This is a genomic window from Salinivibrio sp. PR6 (assembly GCF_001995955.1).
GTDB classification, from domain to species: domain Bacteria; phylum Pseudomonadota; class Gammaproteobacteria; order Enterobacterales; family Vibrionaceae; genus Salinivibrio; species Salinivibrio siamensis.
This window is the reverse complement of sequence record NZ_MUFA01000006.1, coordinates 158,274-179,196: the sequence shown is the minus strand read 5'-3', so window position 1 is coordinate 179,196 and position 20,923 is coordinate 158,274. Positions and strand designations below refer to the sequence as shown.

Genomic DNA, 20,923 nt, shown 5'->3' with positions numbered 1-20,923 from the left:
ATCTCGGTAAAGCGGCGCGCACTGAAGCGCAGCCTCTATGGGGTGTCACCCTCTAAACGGGCAAAGGCGTTCGCCAAATCGGCAACCAAATCTTGCGCATCTTCTAATCCAATGGAAAAACGCAACAAGGTCGGTGCGATGCCCGCCTCCGCTTGCGCGGCGTCACTCATGGCTCTGTGTGTCATCGAACCAGGGTGCGTCACTAAGCTTTCTACCCCCCCGAGAGACTCGGCGAGGGCAAATAACGTGAGGCCATCAATAAATCGCGCCACACCGGCTTGGTCTGTATCCAATTCTAAGCTCAGCATGCTACCAAACCCCGCTTGCTGGCGCGCAGCAATTTGGTGGCCAGGGTGAGAGGCCAATCCGGGGTAGTAGATTTTCCGCACTGCCGACACCGTTTGCAGGTAACTGAGTACCGCTTCAGTGTTGTGTTGGTGTTGTTTAACGCGTGCACCCAATGTGCGCAACCCTCGCAGTGTCATATAACTGTCAAATGCATTGCCCGTCGCCCCTAAGCAATTTCCCCACCAAGCCAATGTCTCGGCAAGTTCACTGGTCGCGGCGATCACCGCGCCACCGACAATATCAGAATGGCCATTAATAAATTTGGTGGTCGAATGCACCACCATATCCGCGCCCAGCGCAAAAGGCGTTTGCAAAGCTGGCGATAAAAACGTGTTGTCGACCACTACCCAAGCCCCCACTTGATGGGCTTTTTGGCATATTTCTGCGATATCGACCACGCGTAAGAGTGGATTGGATGGGGTTTCCACCAGCACGAGCTTGGGCTGTTTAGCCAATGCTTGGTCCAACGCATCATGGTCCGATTGATCGACAAAACTTACCTGCCAGATCCCTTGTTTGGCACGCGATTCGAGCAAGCGATAGGTGCCGCCATAACAATCATGTGGGGCGACAATATGCTCACCAGCTTCCAACAGAGATAGCACCAAGTTTATCGCCGACATCCCGCAGTTGGTCACCACCGCACCTGCGCCCCCTTCTAAGTCAGTCAGCGCTTGTTCGAGCTGCGCACGCGTTGGGTTGCCGCCTCGCGCGTAGTCGTAAGTAGGCACATCACCCAGTGCCGGGAAACGGTAATTGGTCGATAAGTACAGGGGAGGCACCACCGCATGGTGCTGGGTGTCAGTCCCAATCCCGGTCCGAACGGCGATAGTGTCGGTTTTTTTCTCAGTCATGATCTATCCTTGCTAGTCTGGTTTGCGCATGGTGGGCGTGATCCAGGTTTCATACTGCCACCTTACCCTGCGCTTTTTGGGACGTCAACACTTCTAGACGTCTATACTCCTTTGCATGTGGCGGTTAATATAGCTAAAATCTCCGCAGCATCATTCTGGGTATTCCATAATCAAGATAGGTGAGACATGGCGCAGTGGAACGGCGACTACATTAATCCGTATGCCGAACATGGTAAAAAGAAAGAGCAGGTAAAGAAGATCACCGTCTCTATCCCATTAAAAGTACTAAAAATTCTTACCGACGAGCGTACTCGTCGTCAGGTGCAAAACCTCCGTCATGCGACCAACAGTGAGTTGTTGTGTGAGGCATTTCTTCATGCCTACACCGGCCAACCACTACCAACCGATGACGATATCCGTAAGGATAAACCCGACAGCATTCCCGCTGAAGCACGTCGGATCATGGAAGAGCTTGGTATCGAGTTCGACGATAGCGAATACTAAAAAAACCCGCCGATTGGCGGGTTTTCTGTAATGATAGGTGCTCAGCACAGCCTTTTCGGGCTCTATTCCACCGCGCTTTCCTCACGCTCAAGCATTACGCCTTATCGAGCATATAGTTTTCTGGCATCTCGATACGAGCCACGCCGGTTTCCACGGCGGCCAGCGCTACCGCGCGGGCGACCTTAGGTAATAAACGCGCGTCCATTGGCTTGGGAATAATGTAATCTGGGCCAAAGCTTAGCGAAGACAAACCGGCGGCGTTTAATACCGTTTGTGGGACAGGCTCTTTGGCTAGGCTGCGAATGGCTTCTACCGCTGCCAACTTCATCGCATCGTTAATTTCACTGGCACGTACATCCAATGCGCCACGGAAAATAAACGGGAAGCAGAGCACGTTATTGACCTGATTCGGGTAATCCGAACGCCCGGTTCCCATTATCAGATCATCGCGCACTTGATGCGCCACATCCGGATGAATTTCAGGATCTGGGTTCGAGCAGGCAAATACCACGGGTTTATCTGCCATCAGCTTCAAGGCGTCGGGTGAGAGCAAGTCTGGACCGGAGACGCCAACGAACATATCCGCGCCCTCAATCACATCTTCGAGGGTACGCTTATCCGTGTTATTGGCAAACAGCTGCTTGTATTTGTTGATGTCGTCACGACGCGTATGAATCACGCCTTTACGATCCAACATATAGATTTTTTCCCGCTGAGCGCCACATTTTATTAATAGCTCCATACAGGCAACAGCCGCTGCGCCTGCGCCCATGCACACCACCGTCGCCTCGCGGATATCTTTGCCTTGCAGCTCAAGCGCGTTAAGCATGCCGGCAGCGGTGACGATGGCCGTGCCGTGTTGATCATCATGAAATACAGGCACTTCGCAACGTGCAATCAATTGTTTTTCAATCTCAAAACAATCTGGGGCTTTGATATCCTCGAGATTGATACCGCCAAAGGTATCCGCGATGTTCGCCACGGTATCCACGAATTCATCGATAGTACGGTGTTTGACTTCAATGTCGATCGAGTCCAAGCCAGCAAAACGCTTGAACAATAAAGCTTTACCTTCCATGACAGGCTTAGAAGCCATGGGGCCTAAATTTCCTAGCCCCAAAATCGCGGTGCCGTTTGAGACCACCGCCACCATGTTGCCTTTACCCGTATAGCGGTAAACCGCATCCGCATCTTGCGCTATCTCACGCACAGGCTCAGCAACGCCAGGACTATACGCCAACGCGAGATCCGCGGCCGAGTCAGCAGGTTTGCTCAATTCAACAGAAATTTTTCCGGGAGTAGGGTATGCATGATAATCCAGCGCTTGCTGGCGTTTATCGTCCGACATCTAGTGTTCCTAATTATTATCGTGAAGGGGAAACTAATATCGACAGGGAAGCGTCACCGATATTAGTCAGACACTCTACAAACCACACAGGGAAGGTTTGTATAATAAAAAAGATGGTAACGCAGGGAGCAAACGTCCACCAGTACTAACAGCGCATTCGCGATGATGCTCGGACCTGTTGTCCGATGACAGGGACGATACGATCAAAAAAGGGACGCTGATGCGTCCCTTCTCTGTATTCGGTCAATAGCGGCTTATTTTTTGCTGCTAAGGGCACCGAAACGCTTCTTAAAGCGGTCAACACGGCCACCGGTATCAAGGATACGCTGCTTACCAGTGTAGAATGGGTGACACTTGTCACACACGTCTAGGTAAATGTCTTTGCCTAGGGTTGTGCTGAACGCGAATTCGTTACCGCAAGAGCATTTTGCTGTGACGGCTTTGTACTCTGGATGGATACCAGCTTTCATAGGGATAACCTCATCTTAAAGGCCGTGTCGCTCTCCCGATCCTAAGCCGGGCACCACACGTCGTTAACAAACATTTTCTAAGGCGCGCAATTCTAATCAAGCGCCCTCTTTTTCGCAACTTTTTTGTGCAATCCGCGTGTCTCTTACGGTGCAACAAGGCTTTGCCAACGTGTGGCTAACCGTTACACTGACATTCCTTCTGGCCAATAAGATGTTGTGATGGAACAGTTTGCTCAGGTGGCTTTGCCTGTCCCTTTGCCGAAAACCTTTGATTACCGTATTGCTGACGATCAGCATCCGATCATCGGAGGGCGCGTCAAGGTGCCGTTTGGACGCCAGCATAAAGTTGGCATCGTTACCGGCTTGTCGCCAACGGCCAGTGTGGAAGCCAGCCAACTCAAAGCGATTGATACCGTACTCGACACGCAGCCCGTTTGGACCCCCGCGGTATACAATCTCCTGCAATGGGCGAGCCGTTTTTACCATCATCCGCTAGGGGATGCGATGGGGGCGGTGATGCCAACCTCGCTGCGCAAAGGACGCCCTGCGACATTGCAGCAACAAAAATGGTGGCAAATCACCGAGTCAGGACAAAACCAACCTCTATCAGGTCTGAGCCGCGCCCCCAAACAAGCCCGAGTGTTGCAGCTTCTCACTCACGGCCCAGCCACTCAAGCCGACTTAATCGAACAAGATATCGGCACGCCGGTGCTAAAAACGGTGGCAGAAAAAGGCTGGATCGCGCCCTACTCGCCCCCTTCTCAGGCCAATGCTTGGGTAAAAGACTTTGCGGTGACCGAAGAAAAGCCGACGTTAAATCACGAGCAAGCGATGGCGGTTGCCACCCTCAATGCTGGCGATGGTTTTACCTGCGCGCTATTAGAGGGGATCACTGGCTCAGGCAAAACCGAGGTGTATCTCAATGTGCTTGAGCCGGTGCTCGCACGTGGCCAGCAAGCGCTCATCCTGGTGCCAGAAATTGGCCTGACACCACAAACCATTCGCCGTTTTGAGCGCCGCTTTGCTGTTCCTGTGACCGTGATGCATTCAGGGCTCAGCGATACCGACCGTCTCAACGCCTGGCTGGCCGCACGGGAAAATCAAGCCGCGATAGTGATTGGCACACGCTCAGCGCTTTTTACCCCCATGGCAAAGCTTGGCATCATCATTATAGATGAGGAGCACGACCCTTCCTATAAGCAGCAAGATAGCTTTCGCTATCACGCCCGCGATCTGGCTGTCATGCGGGGGCATGAAGAACAAGTGCCGGTGATCTTGGGCTCGGCAACGCCATCACTGGAGAGCTTACACAACGCAAAAACCGGAAAATACCAGTACCTTAAGCTCACGCAACGTCCTGGTAACGCGGTCACCGCCCGGCAAGGGATACTCGATATCAAAGGCCATCACCTCGAAGCTGGCTTGTCGGCGCCGCTGATTGCTGAAATGCGTCAGCACCTGCAACAAGGTAACCAGGTGATGCTGTTTTTAAATCGCCGCGGTTATGCGCCCGCGATGATGTGTCACGAATGCGGCTGGCTAGCGAACTGCCAACGCTGTGATGCCTACTATACCCTTCATCAACAACACCAAGAGTTGCGTTGTCATCACTGTGGCCACCAAAAACGTGTGCCTCCCCAATGTGGCGACTGTGGTTCTACCCAGCTTATTAGTGTCGGCGTCGGTACCGAGCAGCTCGAATCCCAGCTTGGCACCTTGTTTCCCGAATACAATACCGTTCGCATTGATCGCGATAATACCCGGCGAAAAGGGAGCCTTGAAGGTTACTTGGCCGACATTGAAAAGGGTGAGTATCAAATTCTATTGGGCACACAAATGCTCGCCAAAGGCCATCACTTTCCTAACGTCACCCTGGTCGCCTTAGTCGATGTTGACGGGGCACTATTCAGTAATGACTTTCGTGCCCCTGAGCGTTTGGCCCAATTGATGGTGCAAGTCGCCGGGCGAGCGGGCCGCGCCAGTAAACCGGGTACCGTGTTATTACAAACCCACCATCCAGAGCACACCCTGATCCAATCTTTAGTGCATAAAGGTTATCAAGCCTTTGCCGAATCTGCGTTAAATGAACGGCGTCAGGCGTGGCTGCCGCCTTACACGTTTCTTAGTCTCTTTCGCGCCGACGGGCATGAAGAAAACAGTGTCCAGCAGTTTTTACAACAGGTGCGTCAAACGCTGGCTACCTCACCGATTCAACAGGATGAATGCCATATTATGGGGCCTATGCCCGCCGCCATGGCGAAACGCGCGGGTCGCTATCGGTGGCAACTCCTCATTCAAGCGCCCAGCCGAAAAATCATGCAGCAATGGCTCCAAGTGGCGCTCCCGGCCATCCAACAGCTCCCTCTGTCGCGTAAAGTGAGGTGGTCATTAGATGTCGAGCCGCAAGACCTTTCTTAACATTCCCTTGCAGTAAAGCGACAGCAGTCACACTTTCATTGCAATAAGTGTTAGCTTGTCCGTGTTTAAATCGGACAAGGCTAGGTAGAATAAGGCCGCAATTGGCTAAGAGAACAGGTCAGACGAGCTAATAACTGTCTGATCTCACAATACAGATAACAAGAGGACTGTCATTATGGCGACAATGAAGGACGTTGCCCACATTGCCGGTGTATCCACAGCAACCGTCTCTCGCGCGCTGATGAACCCTGAAAAGGTCTCGGCCACAACCCGTAAAAAGGTTGAGCAAGCGGTCGTAGAAGCTGGCTATTCCCCTAACTCACTTGCACGTAACCTACGCCGCAACGAGTCCAAAACCATCGTCGCGATTGTCCCAGACATCTGCGATCCTTACTTTAGTGAGATCATCCGCGGGATCGAAGAAGCGGCGATGGAGCACGGTTACCTGGTTTTGCTCGGAGATAGTGCCCAACAACACCACCGCGAAAACTCATTCGTCAACTTGGTTTTTACCAAACAGGCAGATGGCATGCTCCTACTGGGCTCCGATGTTCCCTTTGATGTCAGTAAGCCCGAGCAGAAAAATCTCCCTCCGCTTGTGATGGCGTGTGAGTATGCCCCGGATCTTGAATTGCCGACGGTGCATATCGACAACCTGACTGCCGCTTTTGAGGCGGTCAATTACCTCACCCAAGTCGGCCACACCCGTATTGCCAATATTACTGGGGTGCCGGAAACCGCACTGACGCAATTCCGCTCACAAGGCTATCAGCAGGCCCTGCAGCGCGCGGGGATTACAGTCAACCCAGCCTACAGCGTGGTGGGGGATTTCAGTTTTGCCTCTGGAGCGCGGGCAATGACCAATCTATTGTCCCTCCCTGAGCCTCCCACCGCGGTATTCTGTCATTGTGATGTGATGGCCGTCGGTGCCATGCAACAAGCAAAGCGCCTAGGCATGCGCGTGCCGCAAGATATTTCGATTGTAGGGTTTGATGACATCCAATTCGCCGAATATTGTGATCCTCCCCTGACCACTGTCTCCCAACCTCGCTACGACATTGGTCGTCAGGCGATGTTAATGCTGCTCAACACCTTGCAAGGGCGTGAAGTGAATGCAGGATCACGGCTTTTAGATGCCAAATTAGTGATCCGTGAGAGCGTTGCCCCACCGTCTCGGTAGTAAGACTGGTCAGCACGAGTCGAAGCCAGTAACATGAGCGCTTTACTGGCTTTTTGAAATTGAATATTTGCTGTGGCAACTCGTGACTACGTAAAACGTGGTAAAGCACCACGTAAAAAAAATACCCGCCGCCAACCACCTAAAGCGCGTGCTCGTTTCCCATTAAAATGGGCGTTGCTTGCTGTCTGTTTGGTTGGCGCGTTTGGTTATGGCCTGTACCTATTAAGCAATACCGACGCACCCGCGCCTAAACCGGCAACAGACGCACAGCCTCAGCCTTCCACGCAGAGCAAGAAGGCACATCTGCCTAAAAAGCCTGAAGAAAAATGGAGTTACATCGAAGAGCTGGAGAGTAAAGAGGTGGAAGTGAGGGCCAAAGCATTGCCGCAATCCACGCGTCCTTACCTGATGCAATGCGGTGCGTACCGCAGTCAAGAGCAGGCAAATGAACGTAAAGCGATCATCGCTTTTCAAGGGCTAGAAAGCCAAATCAAGATAAGCCAAGGAGAAAAAGGCACCTGGTACCGGGTGGTATTGGGTCCTTACCCACGCAAGCGTCAAGCAGAGCGTGACCGTAATATGCTCCGCCGCGCCGGGGTTGAGCCTTGTGCTATTTGGTACTGGGAATAACAGCGCCACATTTTATCGGCTGGGCCAAGTCTATTCCTTGCCCAGCCTTGATTGAAATCCTTCCTTCTCCCCTTGAAAAGTGAGCGGCAAAGCCCAACCTCTTACATTAATCACCCACCTGGTGTACCAGACACAAAGAAAGAGGTTCCCGTGACTACAATCGTTTCCGTTCGTCGCGAAGGTAAAGTGGTTATTGCTGGCGATGGCCAAGTGTCACTCGGCAATACCGTGATGAAAGGCAATGCCCGAAAAGTCCGTCGTTTGTATAACGGCCAAGTTCTCGCCGGATTTGCTGGTGGCACTGCTGACGCCTTCACCTTATTTGAACGCTTCGAGCGCAAGCTTGAACTGCACCAAGGTCACCTAACCAAAGCGGCGGTTGAACTGGCTAAAGAATGGCGCACTGATCGCGCACTGCGTCGATTAGAGGCCCTACTGGCCGTCGCCGATGAAACCGCCTCATTAATCATTACTGGTAACGGCGATGTGGTTGAACCCGAACGCGATTTGATTGCTATTGGCTCTGGCGGCAACTATGCCCAAGCCGCCGCGGTTGCTATGCTTGAAAACACGGCGTTAGATGCCCGCGAGATCGCAGAGAAAGCGCTAACCATCGCCGGTGATATATGTGTGTTTACTAACCAGCAACACACGGTTGAAGAACTCGAGAGTAAGAAACAGGATTAGTGATGTCTGAAATGACTCCACGCGAAATCGTGCATGAGCTTGACCGTCACATTATCGGTCAAGACAATGCCAAACGTGCGGTGGCGATCGCACTGCGAAACCGCTGGCGCCGAATGCAGCTTGCCGAAGAGCTGCGTGCGGAAGTCACCCCAAAAAACATCTTGATGATTGGTCCAACCGGTGTGGGCAAAACGGAGATCGCTCGCCGGTTGGCACGCCTTGCCAACGCGCCTTTTATCAAGGTGGAAGCTACCAAGTTCACCGAAGTGGGTTATGTTGGGAAAGAGGTGGAAACCATTATTCGCGATCTGGCGGATGTGGCGATGAACATGACCCAGCAGCAAGCGATGGAAAAGGTAAAATTCCGCGCTGAAGAACAAGCTGAAGATCGTATCCTCGATATCTTGCTGCCACCAGCACGCGACGCATGGGGCCAAAATGAGGCCAGCCAAGAGGACTCTTCAACACGGCAAAGCTTCCGTAAAAAATTACGCGAAGGCCAGCTTGATGATAAAGAAGTGGAAGTCGATGTCGCCGCCCCACAAATGGGGGTGGAAATCATGTCGCCGCCAGGCATGGAAGAGATGACCAACCAGCTTCAAAGCATGTTCCAAAACCTCGGTGGCAACAGCACCAAAAAGCGTAAGATGAAAATCAAAGACGCCATGAAAGCGCTGACCGAGGAAGAAGCCGCCAAGCTGGTTAACCAAGAAGAAATTAAAGAGCAAGCCATCCACATGGTGGAGAACAACGGCATCGTGTTCGTGGATGAAATCGATAAGATCTGTAAGTCAGGTAACACCAGTGGTGGCGAGGTGTCTCGCGAAGGGGTGCAACGCGATCTCTTGCCATTGGTCGAAGGCAGCACAGTGTCCACCAAACACGGTATGATCAAAACCGATCATATTCTGTTTATCGCCTCAGGCGCTTTCCAAGTATCACGTCCGTCTGATCTGATCCCGGAACTGCAAGGGCGCTTGCCCATCCGTGTTGAGCTTGAAGCGCTATCCACCGATGACTTTAAGCGGATCCTCACTGAGCCAAATGCGTCGCTCACTCAGCAATATACCGCACTGCTAAAAACCGAAGAGATTGATCTGGCGTTTGAGGAAAGTGGTATTGATGAGCTGGCCTCTGCCGCGTGGCGGGTGAACGAGAAAACTGAAAACATCGGCGCCCGTCGCCTGCATACCTTGATGGAACGCTTGATGGAAGAGGTCTCATACGACGCCAGCGAACGCGCCGGTCAAAGTGTCACCGTTGATGCGGATTATGTCCGCCGCCACCTCGAAGAGCTGGTTGATGACGAAGACTTGAGTCGCTTCATCCTCTAAACGAGCTCGAGACCGCAATACTAGGGCAGCAAACGCTGCCCTTTTTTGCATCAAAATTTGAGCTAGCGCAACAGCAAGTCGGATTTCAGCCGACAATGGGTTACTCCTCCCCTGGCTTGCGCAATAATGGTGACATCGTTTTTTCGTCTTGAGGATCGCTATGCGGCCTTCTACTCTCGCGATATGGCTGGATGCGGCGCGACCTAAAACGCTACCGCTGGCCGTTACCTCGATTTTGTCCGGCAGTGCGGTCGCTGCCTCGCAAGGGAGCCTGTCATGGTCAATCAGCTTGATGGCGCTCGTCACTGCCTTATTGCTGCAGATCCTGTCTAACCTCGCGAACGACTATGGTGATGCGATAAAAGGCACGGATAACGCGACGCGTATCGGTCCCATGCGCGCGATCCAATCCGGCCAAGTCAGCCTGACCACCATGCGCCGCGCGCTCATGCTTAATATTGGTTTAACCCTACTCAGTGGTGGGTCACTGATTGCGATTGCCTGCCAACAGCCGACTGACATTATTAGTTTCTTGCTGCTCGGTGTGATGGCGATTGTCGCGGCCATTACCTACACCGTGGGCAACAAGCCGTATGGCTATCGCGGTTTAGGAGATGTGTCGGTGCTAATCTTCTTTGGTTGGCTCGGGGTGGCAGGCACTTATTATTTACAGGTCGGCCACATTGATTCCTTGGTCATTTTACCCGCGACGGCGTGTGGCTTATTAGCGGTCGGCGTGCTCAATATCAATAACTTACGAGATATTGATAACGATCGCGCGTGTGGTAAGCATACCTTAGTGGTGCGTTTAGGGCCGGAGCGCGGACGTCAGTATCATGTGATTTTACTGGCCGGGGCGGTTGCGTGTTATTCCTTATTTGCCGCCCTCACCTTGCAAGCCTGGTTGGGTTGGTTGTTCCTTGCCAGTGTGCCCTTACTGGTGCGCCATGGGCGTGACGTTTACCAAGCCACCAATGCCAACGCCCTGCGTCCCATGATGGGAACCATGGTGCGTTGTGCACTGATCACCAATGGCCTGTTTATGACCGGTATGCTGTTAGTCTAATCAGGCCACAGATTGTCCGCTTTAACATTGCAAACCCTTATGGGCTCGTTATACTTGGACTTGCCATGTTGGCAACACTAGCTTGCCAGCCTTTTTCTGCCTCAACAAGAAGTTAGACTATGGAATATAATACCTCGGAACTATGCGACATGTACCCCGAACACGTGGATGTCGTGGAGCCAATGTTTAGCTCTTATGGGGGCCGCAGCTCGTTTGGTGGCCAAATTACCACAGTAAAATGCTTTGAGGACAATGGGTTAATTCGTGAAATGGCCGAACAAGACGGCGAGCAGCGAATTATGCTGATTGATGGCGGCGGTTCGTTACGTCGCGCCCTTATTGACGGCGAGATTGCGCAGCTTGCCGCTGACAACGACTGGGCTGGCATGATTGTTTATGGGTGTGTCCGTGATGTCGATACCATTGATGAAATCGATATCGGCATTCAAGCACTGGCTTCAATTCCTGTGGGGGCTGACGAGCAAGGTGTCGGTGAAACGGACGTGCCAGTGAACTTTGGCGGCGTTACCTTCTTGCCTGATGATCATGTCTATGCCGACACCACCGGCGTGATCCTTTCACCTGATGCGCTGACCATGGCAGACGCGGACATCGATGAGGCGGAAGACGACGACTGACTCGTCGCCTGACACCGAATAGCAAAACAGAGCCAATTGGCTCTGTTTTTGTTTATTCGACGTTCTCAATCTTACCTAACAAGCTCCGGATGCGATCTTGCCATGCTTGCTGCTCGTCGCGCAGTTTGGCGTTTTCCTGCTCAAGCTGCTCACGGCGCTCTTTTTCCGCGACGGCATCTTGCTCGAGTGACCCGTTCTTTTCTTTGAGTTCTTCGATTTCCATTTGTAGCAGCGAAATGGTATCCACCGCCATTTGTACTTTAGCTTCGAGTTGTTCTAATACTTCCAATGACATCAAGGCCACCTTATTTCTGACGATTGATCCCGTTACTGCCTAATGTGCAGCAACCCGTGCAACTGAACGTGCACCCCGGCTTTATTGTACTCAGGTGATACCAGACTGCCACTGTTCTCGCTACCTGCCCGCGTACAAGTGCGCAAAAATGCAGCGCCTTTTGTCATCACCGTTTCAGATTCGGCAAAAACACCCGACCTGACCCAACGCAAACGTTTTCTCTTTCTGGTAGACTTGCGCGCAAATTGGGCTAAGGCCTGTCTTAATGTGGCTGACATTTCCGGAGTACTGATGAAACGTGATCTCGCATTGGCTTTCTCGCGTGTGACCGAAGGCGCAGCATTGGCTGGGTACAAATGGCTGGGACGAGGAGACAAGAACGCGGCCGATGGCGCGGCTGTTGAAGTAATGCGCACCTTACTTAACCTCACCGATATCGACGGTGAAATCGTGATAGGGGAAGGTGAAATCGATGATGCCCCGATGCTCTACATTGGCGAACACGTCGGGTTGGGTGGCGATGCAGTCGATATTGCCGTTGACCCGATAGAAGGCACACGAATGACGGCCATGGGGCAAGCCAACGCGCTCGCGGTGCTTGCCGCCGGCGAGAAAGGTAGCTTTTTGAAAGCCCCTGATATGTACATGGAAAAACTGGTCGTCGGCCCCGGCGCCAAAGGCGCGATTGACCTCAGTAAACCTTTAATCGATAACCTTGAGCGCATTGCGGTGGCACTGGATAAAACACTCGATACCTTGGTGGTCGCCACCTTGGCTAAACCACGCCATGATGAGATCATTGCCACCATGCAGGCGAAAGGGATCCGCGTCTTTGCGTTCCCCGATGGGGATGTGGCGGCCTCCATTCTGACCTGTATGCCTGAAAGTGAAGTGGATGTGATGGTTGGCATTGGCGGTGCGCCAGAAGGCGTGGTGTCCGCAGCCGTGATCCGGGCGCTGGGCGGCGATATGCAAGGGCGATTGCTACCACGCCACGACGTGAAAGGGGATACCCCAGACAACCGCTTGCTCGGTGAACAAGAAATGACACGATGCACGCAAATGGGGATTGCCGCTCATCAGGTGTTAACGCTATCGGACATGGCCAGCAGTGATAATGTGGTATTTGCGGCGACCGGGATCACTAAAGGCGATCTGCTCGATGGCATTACCCGACACGGGGATTTAGCCACCACTGAAACCTTGGTGGTACGCGGACAGTGCCGCACCATTCGTCGGATCCGCTCGACCCATTATTTAAGCCGTAAAGATGCGGCGATCAAACCGCACATCCTGTAACCTCAGTGGCCGTGAATACGGCCACTGACTGGTCAAGCCCGTCGATTTCGATTACCCTTTTATAAATAGTTTACTTTATTTATTTGCGACGACACGATTGGGGTAATCGAAATCGAATCATGAAGTCCACTGACCGCATTCTACACACCATCAAACGCGAAGGCAGCGTAAGTGCGAAAGCCTTGGCTGATGAGCTTGGCATGACCACCATGGGCGTACGTCAACATTTGCAAAGCTTAGAGCGCGATGGCTTGGTCGACTTTGAGGATATCCGCGCCAAAGTGGGCAGACCTTCTCGTCATTGGTCCCTAACCGCCCATGGTCACCGCCGCTTTGCCGACAGCCACCATGATTTATCGATTACCCTTATCGATTCCGTGCAAGACGTGTTTGGCGAGCAAGGTGTTGCAAAAGTCATTGCTCAACGTGAAGCCGCCACCTTTGCCCAATATCAAGACGCGCTCAAAGATTGCGATAATTTAGAGGCTAAATTGCGAACCTTGGCGTATCTTAGAGAGAGCGAGGGATATATGGCCGAGCTTCATCAAGACGGCACCGACTATATACTGATTGAACATCACTGCCCTATCTGTCATGCAGCGAAGTCCTGTCCGGCATTATGCCGCTCAGAAATCCAGTTATTCCGCCACCTACTCGGTGAGGCCTACCGGGTCGAACGCGAAGAGCATATCGTCTCTGGACAGCGCCGCTGCACATATCGTATTGGAGAGAAGACGTGAGGAGGTAATATGGCCACTTGGATCAAGGCTGAGGTAGTGGAGAACCAACATTGGACAAAGGATCTCTTCAGCCTGGTGTTATCCGCCCCTGTCGAGCCGTTTAAGGCAGGCCAATTCACAAAACTCGGCATGGAGATCGATGGTAAGTTGATCCAGCGTGCCTACTCGTTCGTGAATCCTCCACAAAGTAAATACTTAGAAGTCTATGCCACGCGTGTCGCCGACGGGATAATGTCACCCCGCCTCCATGCACTCGAGCCAGGCGACAGCGTGATGATCACGCAAGATCCGGCCGGCTACTTTACCCTCGATGAAGTGCCACAAGGCCAACACCTTTGGATGTTTGCCACTGGGACGGCAATCGGCCCTTACATCTCACTGATGGAACAAGGCGATCTGTGGTCACGTTTTCGTAAAGTGATACTGGTGCATGCGGTACGCTTCGCGGCCGATTTAACCTACCAAGCACGCATTAACGCGCTGCAAGAGCAATACCCTGACCAACTAGTGGTGCAGCCATTTGTCAGTCGTGAGCCGACCGCGGGTGCGCTCTCTGGGCGTGTGACCCACGCACTAGAGGATGGACTACTCGAACGGGTGGTTGGTCTGCCCCTCACGCCTGAACACAGCCAAGTGATGCTGTGTGGCAACCCCGCCATGGTCAAAGAAGTGAAAACACTCTTGGAAGGTAAAGGACTCAGCAAAAACCTGCGCCGTAAGCCAGGCAACGTCACCACCGAGCACTACTGGTAAGCCGCTCCCCTGCTTTGCTGACACGCATACGGTAAAGCAGGGCATTTTTATCGACGAGAATTAACCACAAAAACCAATTCGGATTCAGTCGATTGCCCCCGCCTCCGTCTGCATCTCCATTCAGGCCGTCAATATAGCCAGACACCGCTTATTTGATCCCCTCCAGCCCCCGGCTCATAGTTAGATTAACGCTTTGGTAACACGATCAGATGATCGGCGGCGTGTAAGGAGTAAGCGATGAAGACCCTACCCTCTTTTGACGAATTGGCGGCACTGGCTGAGTCAGACCCGCATGCATTAGAAGCGCTGAGACTGACAATGAGTGAAGATGTTATCGCTAATGCCTCATATGCCACCCAGCCTCAACTCCACGCGATGTTAAGCCACATCAATCGAATGATTGACCATGGTAAAAACCCGCTTCACGTTAACATGATGTTGTTCCAGGCACTCACGCGCCAGTACTCACGCTTTGCCACCGCCTTTACGGCCCCGGAAGAGTTGCGCAGTCATCAAGCAGACATTATGGACTTTCGCGTCGGCCAAGCCGCCAGAAAAGCGACAGCCGATGCGCCCGAGCGTCCAAGCTAGGTTTACATCGCTTGCTTGTCGCCCACCCACTTACGGTAGCTGCTGGTGTCCATATCACGGACTTCTACCGTAAGACTGCTGACATGGCCGGCGTGCTCACGCAATGGGGCTGTTAGGGCGTCACTGATTGCTTCTTTTTGCTGGGCACTGCGTCCCGCGAGTAACCGAAATTCAACATGAACAAACTCACTACGATCTGCCTGCGCCCCGACACGCCACACACCGCAAGGCACCGCGCGTGATTTTAAAGCCTCGGGATCGAAGCTTCCCGTCGCAATCGCGGCACGATGAAGATCATCCACCAGTTGATCAATATTGACGCGCTCTGCCAGTGCGTCTGTGTATTCCATCACAAGATGGGGCATAAAACCTCCCTCCATTATCATCGTCAGCCTGCATAGTGCCGAAACGTCGCGTATTGCACGAGCGCATGGCTCACACTTTCGTCCGTCTCTCGCCGCCATTATGATGAAAATTTACTACCTTAAGGTTCCCTTTTACGCCTAAAACGGGTAAAAACGAAAGCATTCTCGCCATTCTATGATTTTAAACAGAGAAGGCCGCGCTACAATAGACTACCTTCTTTACATCTTTTGACTTCAAATCAACTAAACCGCGGAGGAATTCCTATGCGCCGTCCATTGGTAATGGGTAACTGGAAACTCAATGGCAGCAAAGCCATGGTCACTGAACTGCTTAACGGCCTGAACGCCGAACTACAAAATGTTGAAGGCGTCGACGTTGCCGTTGCACCACCGGTGATGTATTTGGCACAAGCCGAGCAACTGCTGGCTGACAGCGCCATTAAACTCGGTGCGCAAAACGTAGACATCAATAACAGCGGCGCATTCACCGGTGATATCTCTGCAGACATGCTGAAAGACTTTGGTGCCACGCACATCATTATCGGCCACTCAGAGCGTCGTGAATACCATCAAGAGTCTGACGAGTTTGTGGCAAAGAAATTTGCTTTCTTGAAAGAAAATGGCCTGACGCCTGTATTATGCATTGGTGAGTCAGACGCACAGAATGAAGCGGGTGAAACGCTGGCCGTTTGTGCTCGCCAACTGGATGCAGTGATCCAATCACAAGGTGTTGAAGCCTTGAACGATGCCGTGATCGCTTACGAGCCTATCTGGGCTATCGGTACGGGTAAAGCGGCAACCGCGCAGCAAGCACAAGATATCCATGCTGCAATCCGCAAGCACATTGCATCTTACAGTGAAGATGTCGCAAGCAAAGTGGTGATTCAGTACGGTGGCTCTGTGAAAGCAGGCAACGCGGCTGAGCTATTCGCGATGCCGGATATCGACGGCGCGCTAGTTGGCGGTGCCGCACTTGACGCCGCTGGCTTTGCAGCGATTGCCAAAGCCGCGGCTGAGGCGAAAAACGCGTAAATTACGCGCCGAAGACAAAAAAGATCCACGCCCTCAGCCATCGCTGGGGGCGTTTTTTATTGCGCGCCATTAAAACCAAACTGCCGCCACGCTTCATACCCAATAATCGCCACGGCGTTAGAAAGGTTAAGGCTGCGTGCCTCTGGCTGCATCGGAATGCGTAACCGCTGCGCGTCGGGTAACGCTTGGATCAGCGCATCGGGTAACCCTCGGGTTTCGGGGCCAAATAGCAACACATCACCCGCTTGGAATTGCGCCTGAGTATGAAATTGGGTTGCTTTGGTGGTACACGCAAAGATCCGTCGGCCAGCCATTGCTTTTGCAAACGCCGCATAGTCCTGATGACGCGTCACACGCGCCAGATCGTGATAATCCAACCCCGCGCGACGAACTTTCTTTTCGTCAAGATCAAAGCCTAAGGGCTCAATCAGATGTAAGTGCGCGCCGCAATTAGCACACAGACGAATAATATTGCCCGTATTCGGTGCAATTTCAGGCTCATAGAGCGCAATATCAAACATGGCAGTGACCTGCAAAATCTAGCAAAGGCGGTATTGTCGCAACCGCTTGTCGATTGCGCAATATTAACTACATGGCCAATATAAACACACCGCCAGTCCACCTTGTGGGCGATTGGCCGCGTTAACCTGCCCACCGTGCTGTTGAATGGCTTGTGCGGTAATCGCCAGCCCAAGTCCTGAGCCGCCACTTTGGCGATCACGCGCGGCCGATACCCGATAAAACGGGCGAAAAATGTCTTTTAACATGCTGTCTGGCACCCCAGGTCCATCATCGTCTATGGAGAGGCAGAGCTGTCCCTCGTCTCGTTCCATGGTGATGCGAATTTGTTGGTCGGCATAGTGAATGGCATTGCGTAATACGTTATCTAAAGCACTACGCGCCAGGCGCACATTAACGGTCAGCATGGCATCTGGGAGCCCATTGCTGGTGACCTGCTTACCTTGTTGGCCTGCTTCAAATTGGGCATCCTCTATCACTGTTTGCCACAAGGCATCGGCACTGATTCTTTCTCGCTCGAGATGGCCTTGGGATTGTAAACGTGACAAGGTCAGTAACTCGCTGATCAACGCCTCTAGTTGGCTCGCCTCTTGCTCAATCCGCGCTAACGCCTCGCTGTCCCCCAGCTCACGTACCGCCAAGGCACGCGCCATCTGCAGACGGGTGAGTGGCGAACGTAACTCATGGGAAATATCTGAGACCAATTGCTGCTGTCCGGTCACCATCTGATTAAGCGCGGTGACCATTTGGTTAAACCCCCGCCCTGCGTCGCGAAACTCCCGCGGACCTCGCTCAAGATCAGGATCGGTCACCAATTCACCGAGCGCCACTCGTTGACTTGCCGCCTGAAAGCGCCGAGCAGGGCGCGTTAAAGTATACGCTAACCACAATAATAAAGGCGTGCTCACCAACATGGTCACACCCAATAGATGCTCCGGCTTTTCCAATATTTTGAGGACAAAGGGCAGCCTAGGCTGCCAGCGTCTGGCGTGGTAAAAACGGCCTGCTTCACGTGAAGTCACAATCGGAAATGGCCCTGCCAGCATGTGACGATGATAGAGGCGTTGCAAGGGCTCGGCAGTGTCTGACGTCCGTGACATAAAGTGGCGTAACTCGCGAGGAAGCGAGTCGAGCGGTGCGCTGTCAGGCACCCAGTAGAGCTTGTAGGGAGTGCGACGGTGTCCATGATGTTGATTTTGCCGAGCAACCAACACGGAAAGCGGTATATCGCGACCTTGCGCGACGGCCATCAATTTCTCAATCTGAGCTTGTATGCGCGCCTTTTCTGGGGGTGGGATCGCATGCAGGCTACGCGGATCACCACGCTGCGCCCACATCACTGCGGCTAATACCACCAGCAACGTAAGCCAGAAAATAACAAAAACCCGACCGTATAAGCTGCCGAGAAAAGGCACCCGCGCCCAACGTACTCCGGCTCGTTGTCGCCACGTCGCTAATCGACCCATAAGTAACCCTTACCTCTCAAGGTCTTGATCCTTGGCTTGCCATCAAGGCGCTCAGGCAGTTTTTTGCGCAGATTGGAAATGTGTACATCGACTGCCCGATCAAACGGCATTAAGCGTTTACCGAGCACTTGTTCGCTCAGCAGGGCTTTGCTCACCACTTCGCCTGGGTGATGAAGTAAACAAGCGAGCATTTCGGTTTCCATCCCCGTTAGCTCCACAGGTCTGTCTTGACAGAGGGTTTCCAGCCGGCGTGGGTAGACCCGCACGTCATGATGGGCGAGGACAGGTTCTTCGTCCGATTGCGTCGGCTCGACACCCTCTCCCTGCGTCCGGCGTAAAATCGCTCGCATTCGGGCAAGCAGTTCACGATCACTAAAGGGTTTAGCCAAATAGTCGTCCGCGCCTAATTCTAGCCCCATCACACGATCCACTTCCTCACCTCGCGCAGTGAGCATCAAAATCGCCACGTTTGAGGTCGCGCGTAGCTGACGCAAGGTTTCCATCCCGTTGAGCACAGGCATCATCACATCCAGCAAAATGATATCGGGCGGTGACGCATTCGCCATCTCCAAACCCACTTGGCCGTTATCCGCGCAGCGCACCGAAAACCCCTCCAAGGACAGCAGTTCGCTGAGAAGGTCCGTTAACGCTGTGTCATCATCGATGATTAAAACCTGATACATGCTTTTACACTCACTCCCAAGGTGGCGTGTTTGTGACACCGAACAGGGTGTATTTTTATCATAGCGGCTCACACACATGCGTGACTTTACCCATCTTTACACCCAATAACGTCACTTTACATCCCAACACGTAGGCTAACAGGGTAAACATTCCATTCAGGAGAAAGATGATGAAACGTATCACGATAGGTTTAGCGCTCGCAGCCATTACCCTTCCGACTTTAGCGGCTCCACATGTCGGCGCTGGCATGGATCGCAGTCTGTGGCGCGATCTGGATTTAACCGATGAGCAAAAAGCGCAAATTCAAGCGCTTCGTGATGACTATCGTGCCCAGCGTCAACAGGCACGAGACGATTTCCATGCCAACATGCATGCTTTACTCACCCAACAGACGTTCGATGAAGCGGCAGTGCGCGAGCTCTTGGCGTCTCAACCACAGCCAAATCTTGAGCGTCGCGTTAAGCACGCCCGCCATCAGCATGCGATGTTACAAGTGCTGACCGCTGAGCAACAAAGCGCCTTTTTTGATGCGATGATGGAAAAGTGGGCGCAACGCGGTCACGGTCACCGAGGTAAAGGGGAGCATCGCCAACTGGGTCAAAAAGGTGACTGTTGGCGCTAAACCTGCGCCGTGTCATACGTTTGCCGTCAATGGCATATATACTTGAGGGCAGTGTTGATTAACCGACTGCCCTCTGTATGACAAAAAAGTATGCCTTTTGGGTCGAAGCCGCGGCGTGGGCAGCCACCTGTGTGGCGACCCTCCTCCTATTAGCCAAACTCATCGCGTGGTGGCTCACCGGCTCGGTCAGTGTGCTGGCCTCGTTTGTTGACTCATTGCTCGATTTGCTCGCCTCGCTCACCAACTTACTCGTGGTGCGCTACGCGGTTCAGCCCGCGGACAGTGAACACAGTTTTGGTCATGGTAAAGCGGAATCATTGGCCGCCTTGGCGCAATCCACCTTCATTATTGGCTCCGCCTCCTTCTTGCTGCTCAGTGGACTCGAACGTTTGTTCAAGCCCGTACCGATTGCCGCCCCTGAACTTGGCATTATGGTCAGCGTCGGCGCTACCGTGATCACCTTCGGCTTGGTGCTGTTTCAAAAATGGGTGATCCGCAAAACCGCCAGTCCCGCCATCGCCGCCGATGCCCTTCACTATCAATCTGATTTGTTAATGAATGTCGCGATCATTATTGCCCTTGGACTGAGTTGGTACGGCTGGACACAGGCCGATGCCTGGTTTGCGATTGCCATCAGCCTGTTTATTTTATCGCAAGCACTTAAAATGGCTTACGAGGCCATCCAATCACTGCTCGATAGGCAGTTACCGCTTGAAGAACAAGAAAAAATAGCGGTGCTCTCGAGCTCAGTGGTAGGGGTGCATGGCATTCATCAACTGCGCACTCGTCAGGCGGGCATGACAAAGTTTATCCAATTACACATAGAGCTTGATGACGAGCTACCCTTAGTGGATGCACATACTATTGCCGATGAAGTGGAAGATAGATTGCTCGTCGCCTTTCCCGGGGCAGATGTGATCATCCATCAAGACCCCAAATCCGTGGTGCCAAAGGAGGCAAAAGCGTGAAGGGCGGCATGAACAAAAGCTCATCGGGCTGACATGTATCAACTTTTTTTCTATAGCAATTGTAATACTATTACAGAAGTAGGAAAATTACAGTTTAAGCGATCGTCATTGC

22 protein-coding genes and 1 pseudogene are annotated in these 20,923 nt (G+C 52.7%); 15 read left to right on the top strand and 8 right to left on the bottom strand.

The annotated features are described in order from the left end of the window. Positions 1–35: 35 nt before the first annotated feature. Entirely contained in the window at positions 36–1,202 is a 1,167-nt protein-coding gene (metB, locus tag BZG72_RS06835) for a cystathionine gamma-synthase (RefSeq protein ID WP_077578248.1), read from the bottom strand. 186 nt (positions 1,203–1,388) lie between these two features. Here metB and metJ point away from each other — a divergent pair, with 186 nt between their 5' ends. Further along, positions 1,389–1,706: a met regulon transcriptional regulator MetJ gene (gene metJ, locus BZG72_RS06830; RefSeq protein ID WP_046074738.1), complete on the top strand. Its 318-nt coding sequence runs from the start codon at positions 1,389–1,391 to the stop codon at positions 1,704–1,706. 94 nt (positions 1,707–1,800) lie between these two features. On the opposite strand, the gene BZG72_RS06825 is transcribed toward metJ, so the two are convergent. Both BZG72_RS06825 and rpmE read right to left on the bottom strand, forming a co-directional pair. Beyond that, entirely contained in the window at positions 1,801–3,054 is a 1,254-nt protein-coding gene (locus BZG72_RS06825) for a malic enzyme-like NAD(P)-binding protein (RefSeq protein ID WP_077666427.1), read from the bottom strand. Positions 3,055–3,308: 254 nt separating this feature from the next. Continuing rightward, positions 3,309–3,524 (bottom strand): 50S ribosomal protein L31, encoded by a 216-nt coding sequence (gene rpmE, locus BZG72_RS06820; protein WP_046074736.1) that lies wholly within the window; start codon positions 3,522–3,524, stop codon positions 3,309–3,311. Positions 3,525–3,740: 216 nt separating this feature from the next. Between rpmE and priA the strand changes: the two genes are divergently transcribed. The 7 genes and pseudogenes from priA (at position 3,741) to rraA (ending at position 11,477) form a co-directional block, all read left to right on the top strand. Beyond that, complete coding sequence (priA, locus tag BZG72_RS06815; protein ID WP_158075453.1) at positions 3,741–5,942, top strand: primosomal protein N'; 2,202 nt, start codon at positions 3,741–3,743, stop codon at positions 5,940–5,942. Positions 5,943–6,111: 169 nt separating this feature from the next. Then, a pseudogene (gene cytR / locus BZG72_RS06810) lies at positions 6,112–7,122 on the top strand (DNA-binding transcriptional regulator CytR); the annotation flags it as partial. Positions 7,123–7,194: 72 nt separating this feature from the next. Then, positions 7,195–7,752, top strand: a complete 558-nt coding sequence (locus BZG72_RS06805; RefSeq protein WP_077666425.1) for an SPOR domain-containing protein — start codon at positions 7,195–7,197, stop codon at positions 7,750–7,752. A 150-nt stretch (positions 7,753–7,902) separates the two neighbouring features. Continuing rightward, the gene (gene hslV / locus BZG72_RS06800) at positions 7,903–8,439 is read left to right on the top strand and encodes an ATP-dependent protease subunit HslV (protein ID WP_069361883.1); all 537 of its coding nucleotides are present in this window, start codon (positions 7,903–7,905) and stop codon (positions 8,437–8,439) included. A gap of 2 nt (positions 8,440–8,441) precedes the next feature. Next, positions 8,442–9,773, top strand: coding sequence for an HslU--HslV peptidase ATPase subunit (gene hslU, locus BZG72_RS06795; RefSeq protein ID WP_077606822.1), 1,332 nt, complete (start codon positions 8,442–8,444; stop codon positions 9,771–9,773). Between the two features lie 160 nt (positions 9,774–9,933). Beyond that, the gene (locus BZG72_RS06790; RefSeq protein ID WP_077606821.1) at positions 9,934–10,839 is read left to right on the top strand and encodes a 1,4-dihydroxy-2-naphthoate polyprenyltransferase; all 906 of its coding nucleotides are present in this window, start codon (positions 9,934–9,936) and stop codon (positions 10,837–10,839) included. Positions 10,840–10,958: 119 nt separating this feature from the next. Next, complete coding sequence (rraA, locus tag BZG72_RS06785) at positions 10,959–11,477, top strand: ribonuclease E activity regulator RraA (RefSeq protein ID WP_046074729.1); 519 nt, start codon at positions 10,959–10,961, stop codon at positions 11,475–11,477. 52 nt (positions 11,478–11,529) lie between these two features. On the opposite strand, the gene zapB is transcribed toward rraA, so the two are convergent. Beyond that, a complete protein-coding gene (gene zapB, locus BZG72_RS06780; RefSeq protein ID WP_046074728.1) occupies positions 11,530–11,772 on the bottom strand; it encodes a cell division protein ZapB in 243 nt (80 codons plus the stop codon). A 291-nt stretch (positions 11,773–12,063) separates the two neighbouring features. Between zapB and glpX the strand changes: the two genes are divergently transcribed. The 4 genes from glpX to BZG72_RS06760 all read left to right on the top strand — a co-directional run bounded on the left by glpX (position 12,064) and on the right by BZG72_RS06760 (position 15,155). Continuing rightward, positions 12,064–13,071, top strand: coding sequence for a class II fructose-bisphosphatase (gene glpX / locus BZG72_RS06775; protein ID WP_077578345.1), 1,008 nt, complete (start codon positions 12,064–12,066; stop codon positions 13,069–13,071). Positions 13,072–13,190: 119 nt separating this feature from the next. Next, complete coding sequence (locus tag BZG72_RS06770; protein WP_046074727.1) at positions 13,191–13,811, top strand: helix-turn-helix transcriptional regulator; 621 nt, start codon at positions 13,191–13,193, stop codon at positions 13,809–13,811. 9 nt (positions 13,812–13,820) lie between these two features. Beyond that, complete coding sequence (locus BZG72_RS06765; protein ID WP_046074726.1) at positions 13,821–14,564, top strand: ferredoxin--NADP reductase; 744 nt, start codon at positions 13,821–13,823, stop codon at positions 14,562–14,564. A gap of 237 nt (positions 14,565–14,801) precedes the next feature. Then, positions 14,802–15,155 (top strand): DUF3135 domain-containing protein, encoded by a 354-nt coding sequence (locus BZG72_RS06760; protein WP_077578243.1) that lies wholly within the window; start codon positions 14,802–14,804, stop codon positions 15,153–15,155. Between the two features lie 2 nt (positions 15,156–15,157). On the opposite strand, the gene BZG72_RS06755 is transcribed toward BZG72_RS06760, so the two are convergent. After that, positions 15,158–15,520, bottom strand: coding sequence for a 5-carboxymethyl-2-hydroxymuconate Delta-isomerase (locus tag BZG72_RS06755; protein ID WP_077578242.1), 363 nt, complete (start codon positions 15,518–15,520; stop codon positions 15,158–15,160). Positions 15,521–15,784: 264 nt separating this feature from the next. Between BZG72_RS06755 and tpiA the strand changes: the two genes are divergently transcribed. Next, positions 15,785–16,552 carry a triose-phosphate isomerase gene (tpiA, locus tag BZG72_RS06750; protein WP_046074723.1) on the top strand — a complete coding sequence of 256 codons (768 nt, stop codon included), beginning with the start codon at positions 15,785–15,787 and terminating at the stop codon, positions 16,550–16,552. 56 nt (positions 16,553–16,608) lie between these two features. Here the strand turns inward: tpiA and BZG72_RS06745 are convergent, their stop codons facing one another. The 3 genes from BZG72_RS06745 to BZG72_RS06735 all read right to left on the bottom strand — a co-directional run bounded on the left by BZG72_RS06745 (position 16,609) and on the right by BZG72_RS06735 (position 19,220). Beyond that, positions 16,609–17,073 (bottom strand): tRNA (cytidine(34)-2'-O)-methyltransferase, encoded by a 465-nt coding sequence (locus tag BZG72_RS06745; RefSeq protein WP_046074722.1) that lies wholly within the window; start codon positions 17,071–17,073, stop codon positions 16,609–16,611. A gap of 63 nt (positions 17,074–17,136) precedes the next feature. Beyond that, positions 17,137–18,537 (bottom strand): envelope stress sensor histidine kinase CpxA, encoded by a 1,401-nt coding sequence (cpxA, locus tag BZG72_RS06740; RefSeq protein WP_077666424.1) that lies wholly within the window; start codon positions 18,535–18,537, stop codon positions 17,137–17,139. After that, positions 18,525–19,220, bottom strand: coding sequence for a response regulator (locus BZG72_RS06735; protein ID WP_046074720.1), 696 nt, complete (start codon positions 19,218–19,220; stop codon positions 18,525–18,527). The genes cpxA and BZG72_RS06735 overlap by 13 nt, the downstream gene beginning before the upstream one ends. Positions 19,221–19,387: 167 nt before the next feature. Between BZG72_RS06735 and BZG72_RS06730 the strand changes: the two genes are divergently transcribed. Further along, on the top strand, positions 19,388–19,843 hold the full coding sequence (locus tag BZG72_RS06730) for a Spy/CpxP family protein refolding chaperone (RefSeq protein WP_077666423.1): 456 nt from the start codon (positions 19,388–19,390) through the stop codon (positions 19,841–19,843). Positions 19,844–19,920: 77 nt separating this feature from the next. Next, a complete protein-coding gene (gene fieF / locus BZG72_RS06725) occupies positions 19,921–20,811 on the top strand; it encodes a CDF family cation-efflux transporter FieF (RefSeq protein ID WP_046074719.1) in 891 nt (296 codons plus the stop codon). Positions 20,812–20,923 lie beyond the last annotated feature (112 nt).

Coding starts and splice junctions, on each gene's coding strand:
- BZG72_RS06770 (WP_046074727.1), top strand. CDS start 13,191: ATGAAGTCCACTGACCGCATTCTACACACCATCAAACGCGAAGGCAGC.
- metJ (WP_046074738.1), top strand. CDS start 1,389: ATGGCGCAGTGGAACGGCGACTACATTAATCCGTATGCCGAACATGGT.
- glpX (WP_077578345.1), top strand. CDS start 12,064: ATGAAACGTGATCTCGCATTGGCTTTCTCGCGTGTGACCGAAGGCGCA.
- BZG72_RS06765 (WP_046074726.1), top strand. CDS start 13,821: ATGGCCACTTGGATCAAGGCTGAGGTAGTGGAGAACCAACATTGGACA.
- BZG72_RS06745 (WP_046074722.1), bottom strand. CDS start 17,073: ATGTTTGATATTGCGCTCTATGAGCCTGAAATTGCACCGAATACGGGC.
- BZG72_RS06730 (WP_077666423.1), top strand. CDS start 19,388: ATGATGAAACGTATCACGATAGGTTTAGCGCTCGCAGCCATTACCCTT.
- BZG72_RS06755 (WP_077578242.1), bottom strand. CDS start 15,520: ATGCCCCATCTTGTGATGGAATACACAGACGCACTGGCAGAGCGCGTC.
- rraA (WP_046074729.1), top strand. CDS start 10,959: ATGGAATATAATACCTCGGAACTATGCGACATGTACCCCGAACACGTG.
- BZG72_RS06760 (WP_077578243.1), top strand. CDS start 14,802: ATGAAGACCCTACCCTCTTTTGACGAATTGGCGGCACTGGCTGAGTCA.
- BZG72_RS06735 (WP_046074720.1), bottom strand. CDS start 19,220: ATGTATCAGGTTTTAATCATCGATGATGACACAGCGTTAACGGACCTT.
- BZG72_RS06790 (WP_077606821.1), top strand. CDS start 9,934: ATGCGGCCTTCTACTCTCGCGATATGGCTGGATGCGGCGCGACCTAAA.
- rpmE (WP_046074736.1), bottom strand. CDS start 3,524: ATGAAAGCTGGTATCCATCCAGAGTACAAAGCCGTCACAGCAAAATGC.
- hslU (WP_077606822.1), top strand. CDS start 8,442: ATGTCTGAAATGACTCCACGCGAAATCGTGCATGAGCTTGACCGTCAC.
- BZG72_RS06825 (WP_077666427.1), bottom strand. CDS start 3,054: ATGTCGGACGATAAACGCCAGCAAGCGCTGGATTATCATGCATACCCT.
- metB (WP_077578248.1), bottom strand. CDS start 1,202: ATGACTGAGAAAAAAACCGACACTATCGCCGTTCGGACCGGGATTGGG.
- zapB (WP_046074728.1), bottom strand. CDS start 11,772: ATGTCATTGGAAGTATTAGAACAACTCGAAGCTAAAGTACAAATGGCG.
- tpiA (WP_046074723.1), top strand. CDS start 15,785: ATGCGCCGTCCATTGGTAATGGGTAACTGGAAACTCAATGGCAGCAAA.
- fieF (WP_046074719.1), top strand. CDS start 19,921: ATGACAAAAAAGTATGCCTTTTGGGTCGAAGCCGCGGCGTGGGCAGCC.
- cpxA (WP_077666424.1), bottom strand. CDS start 18,537: ATGGGTCGATTAGCGACGTGGCGACAACGAGCCGGAGTACGTTGGGCG.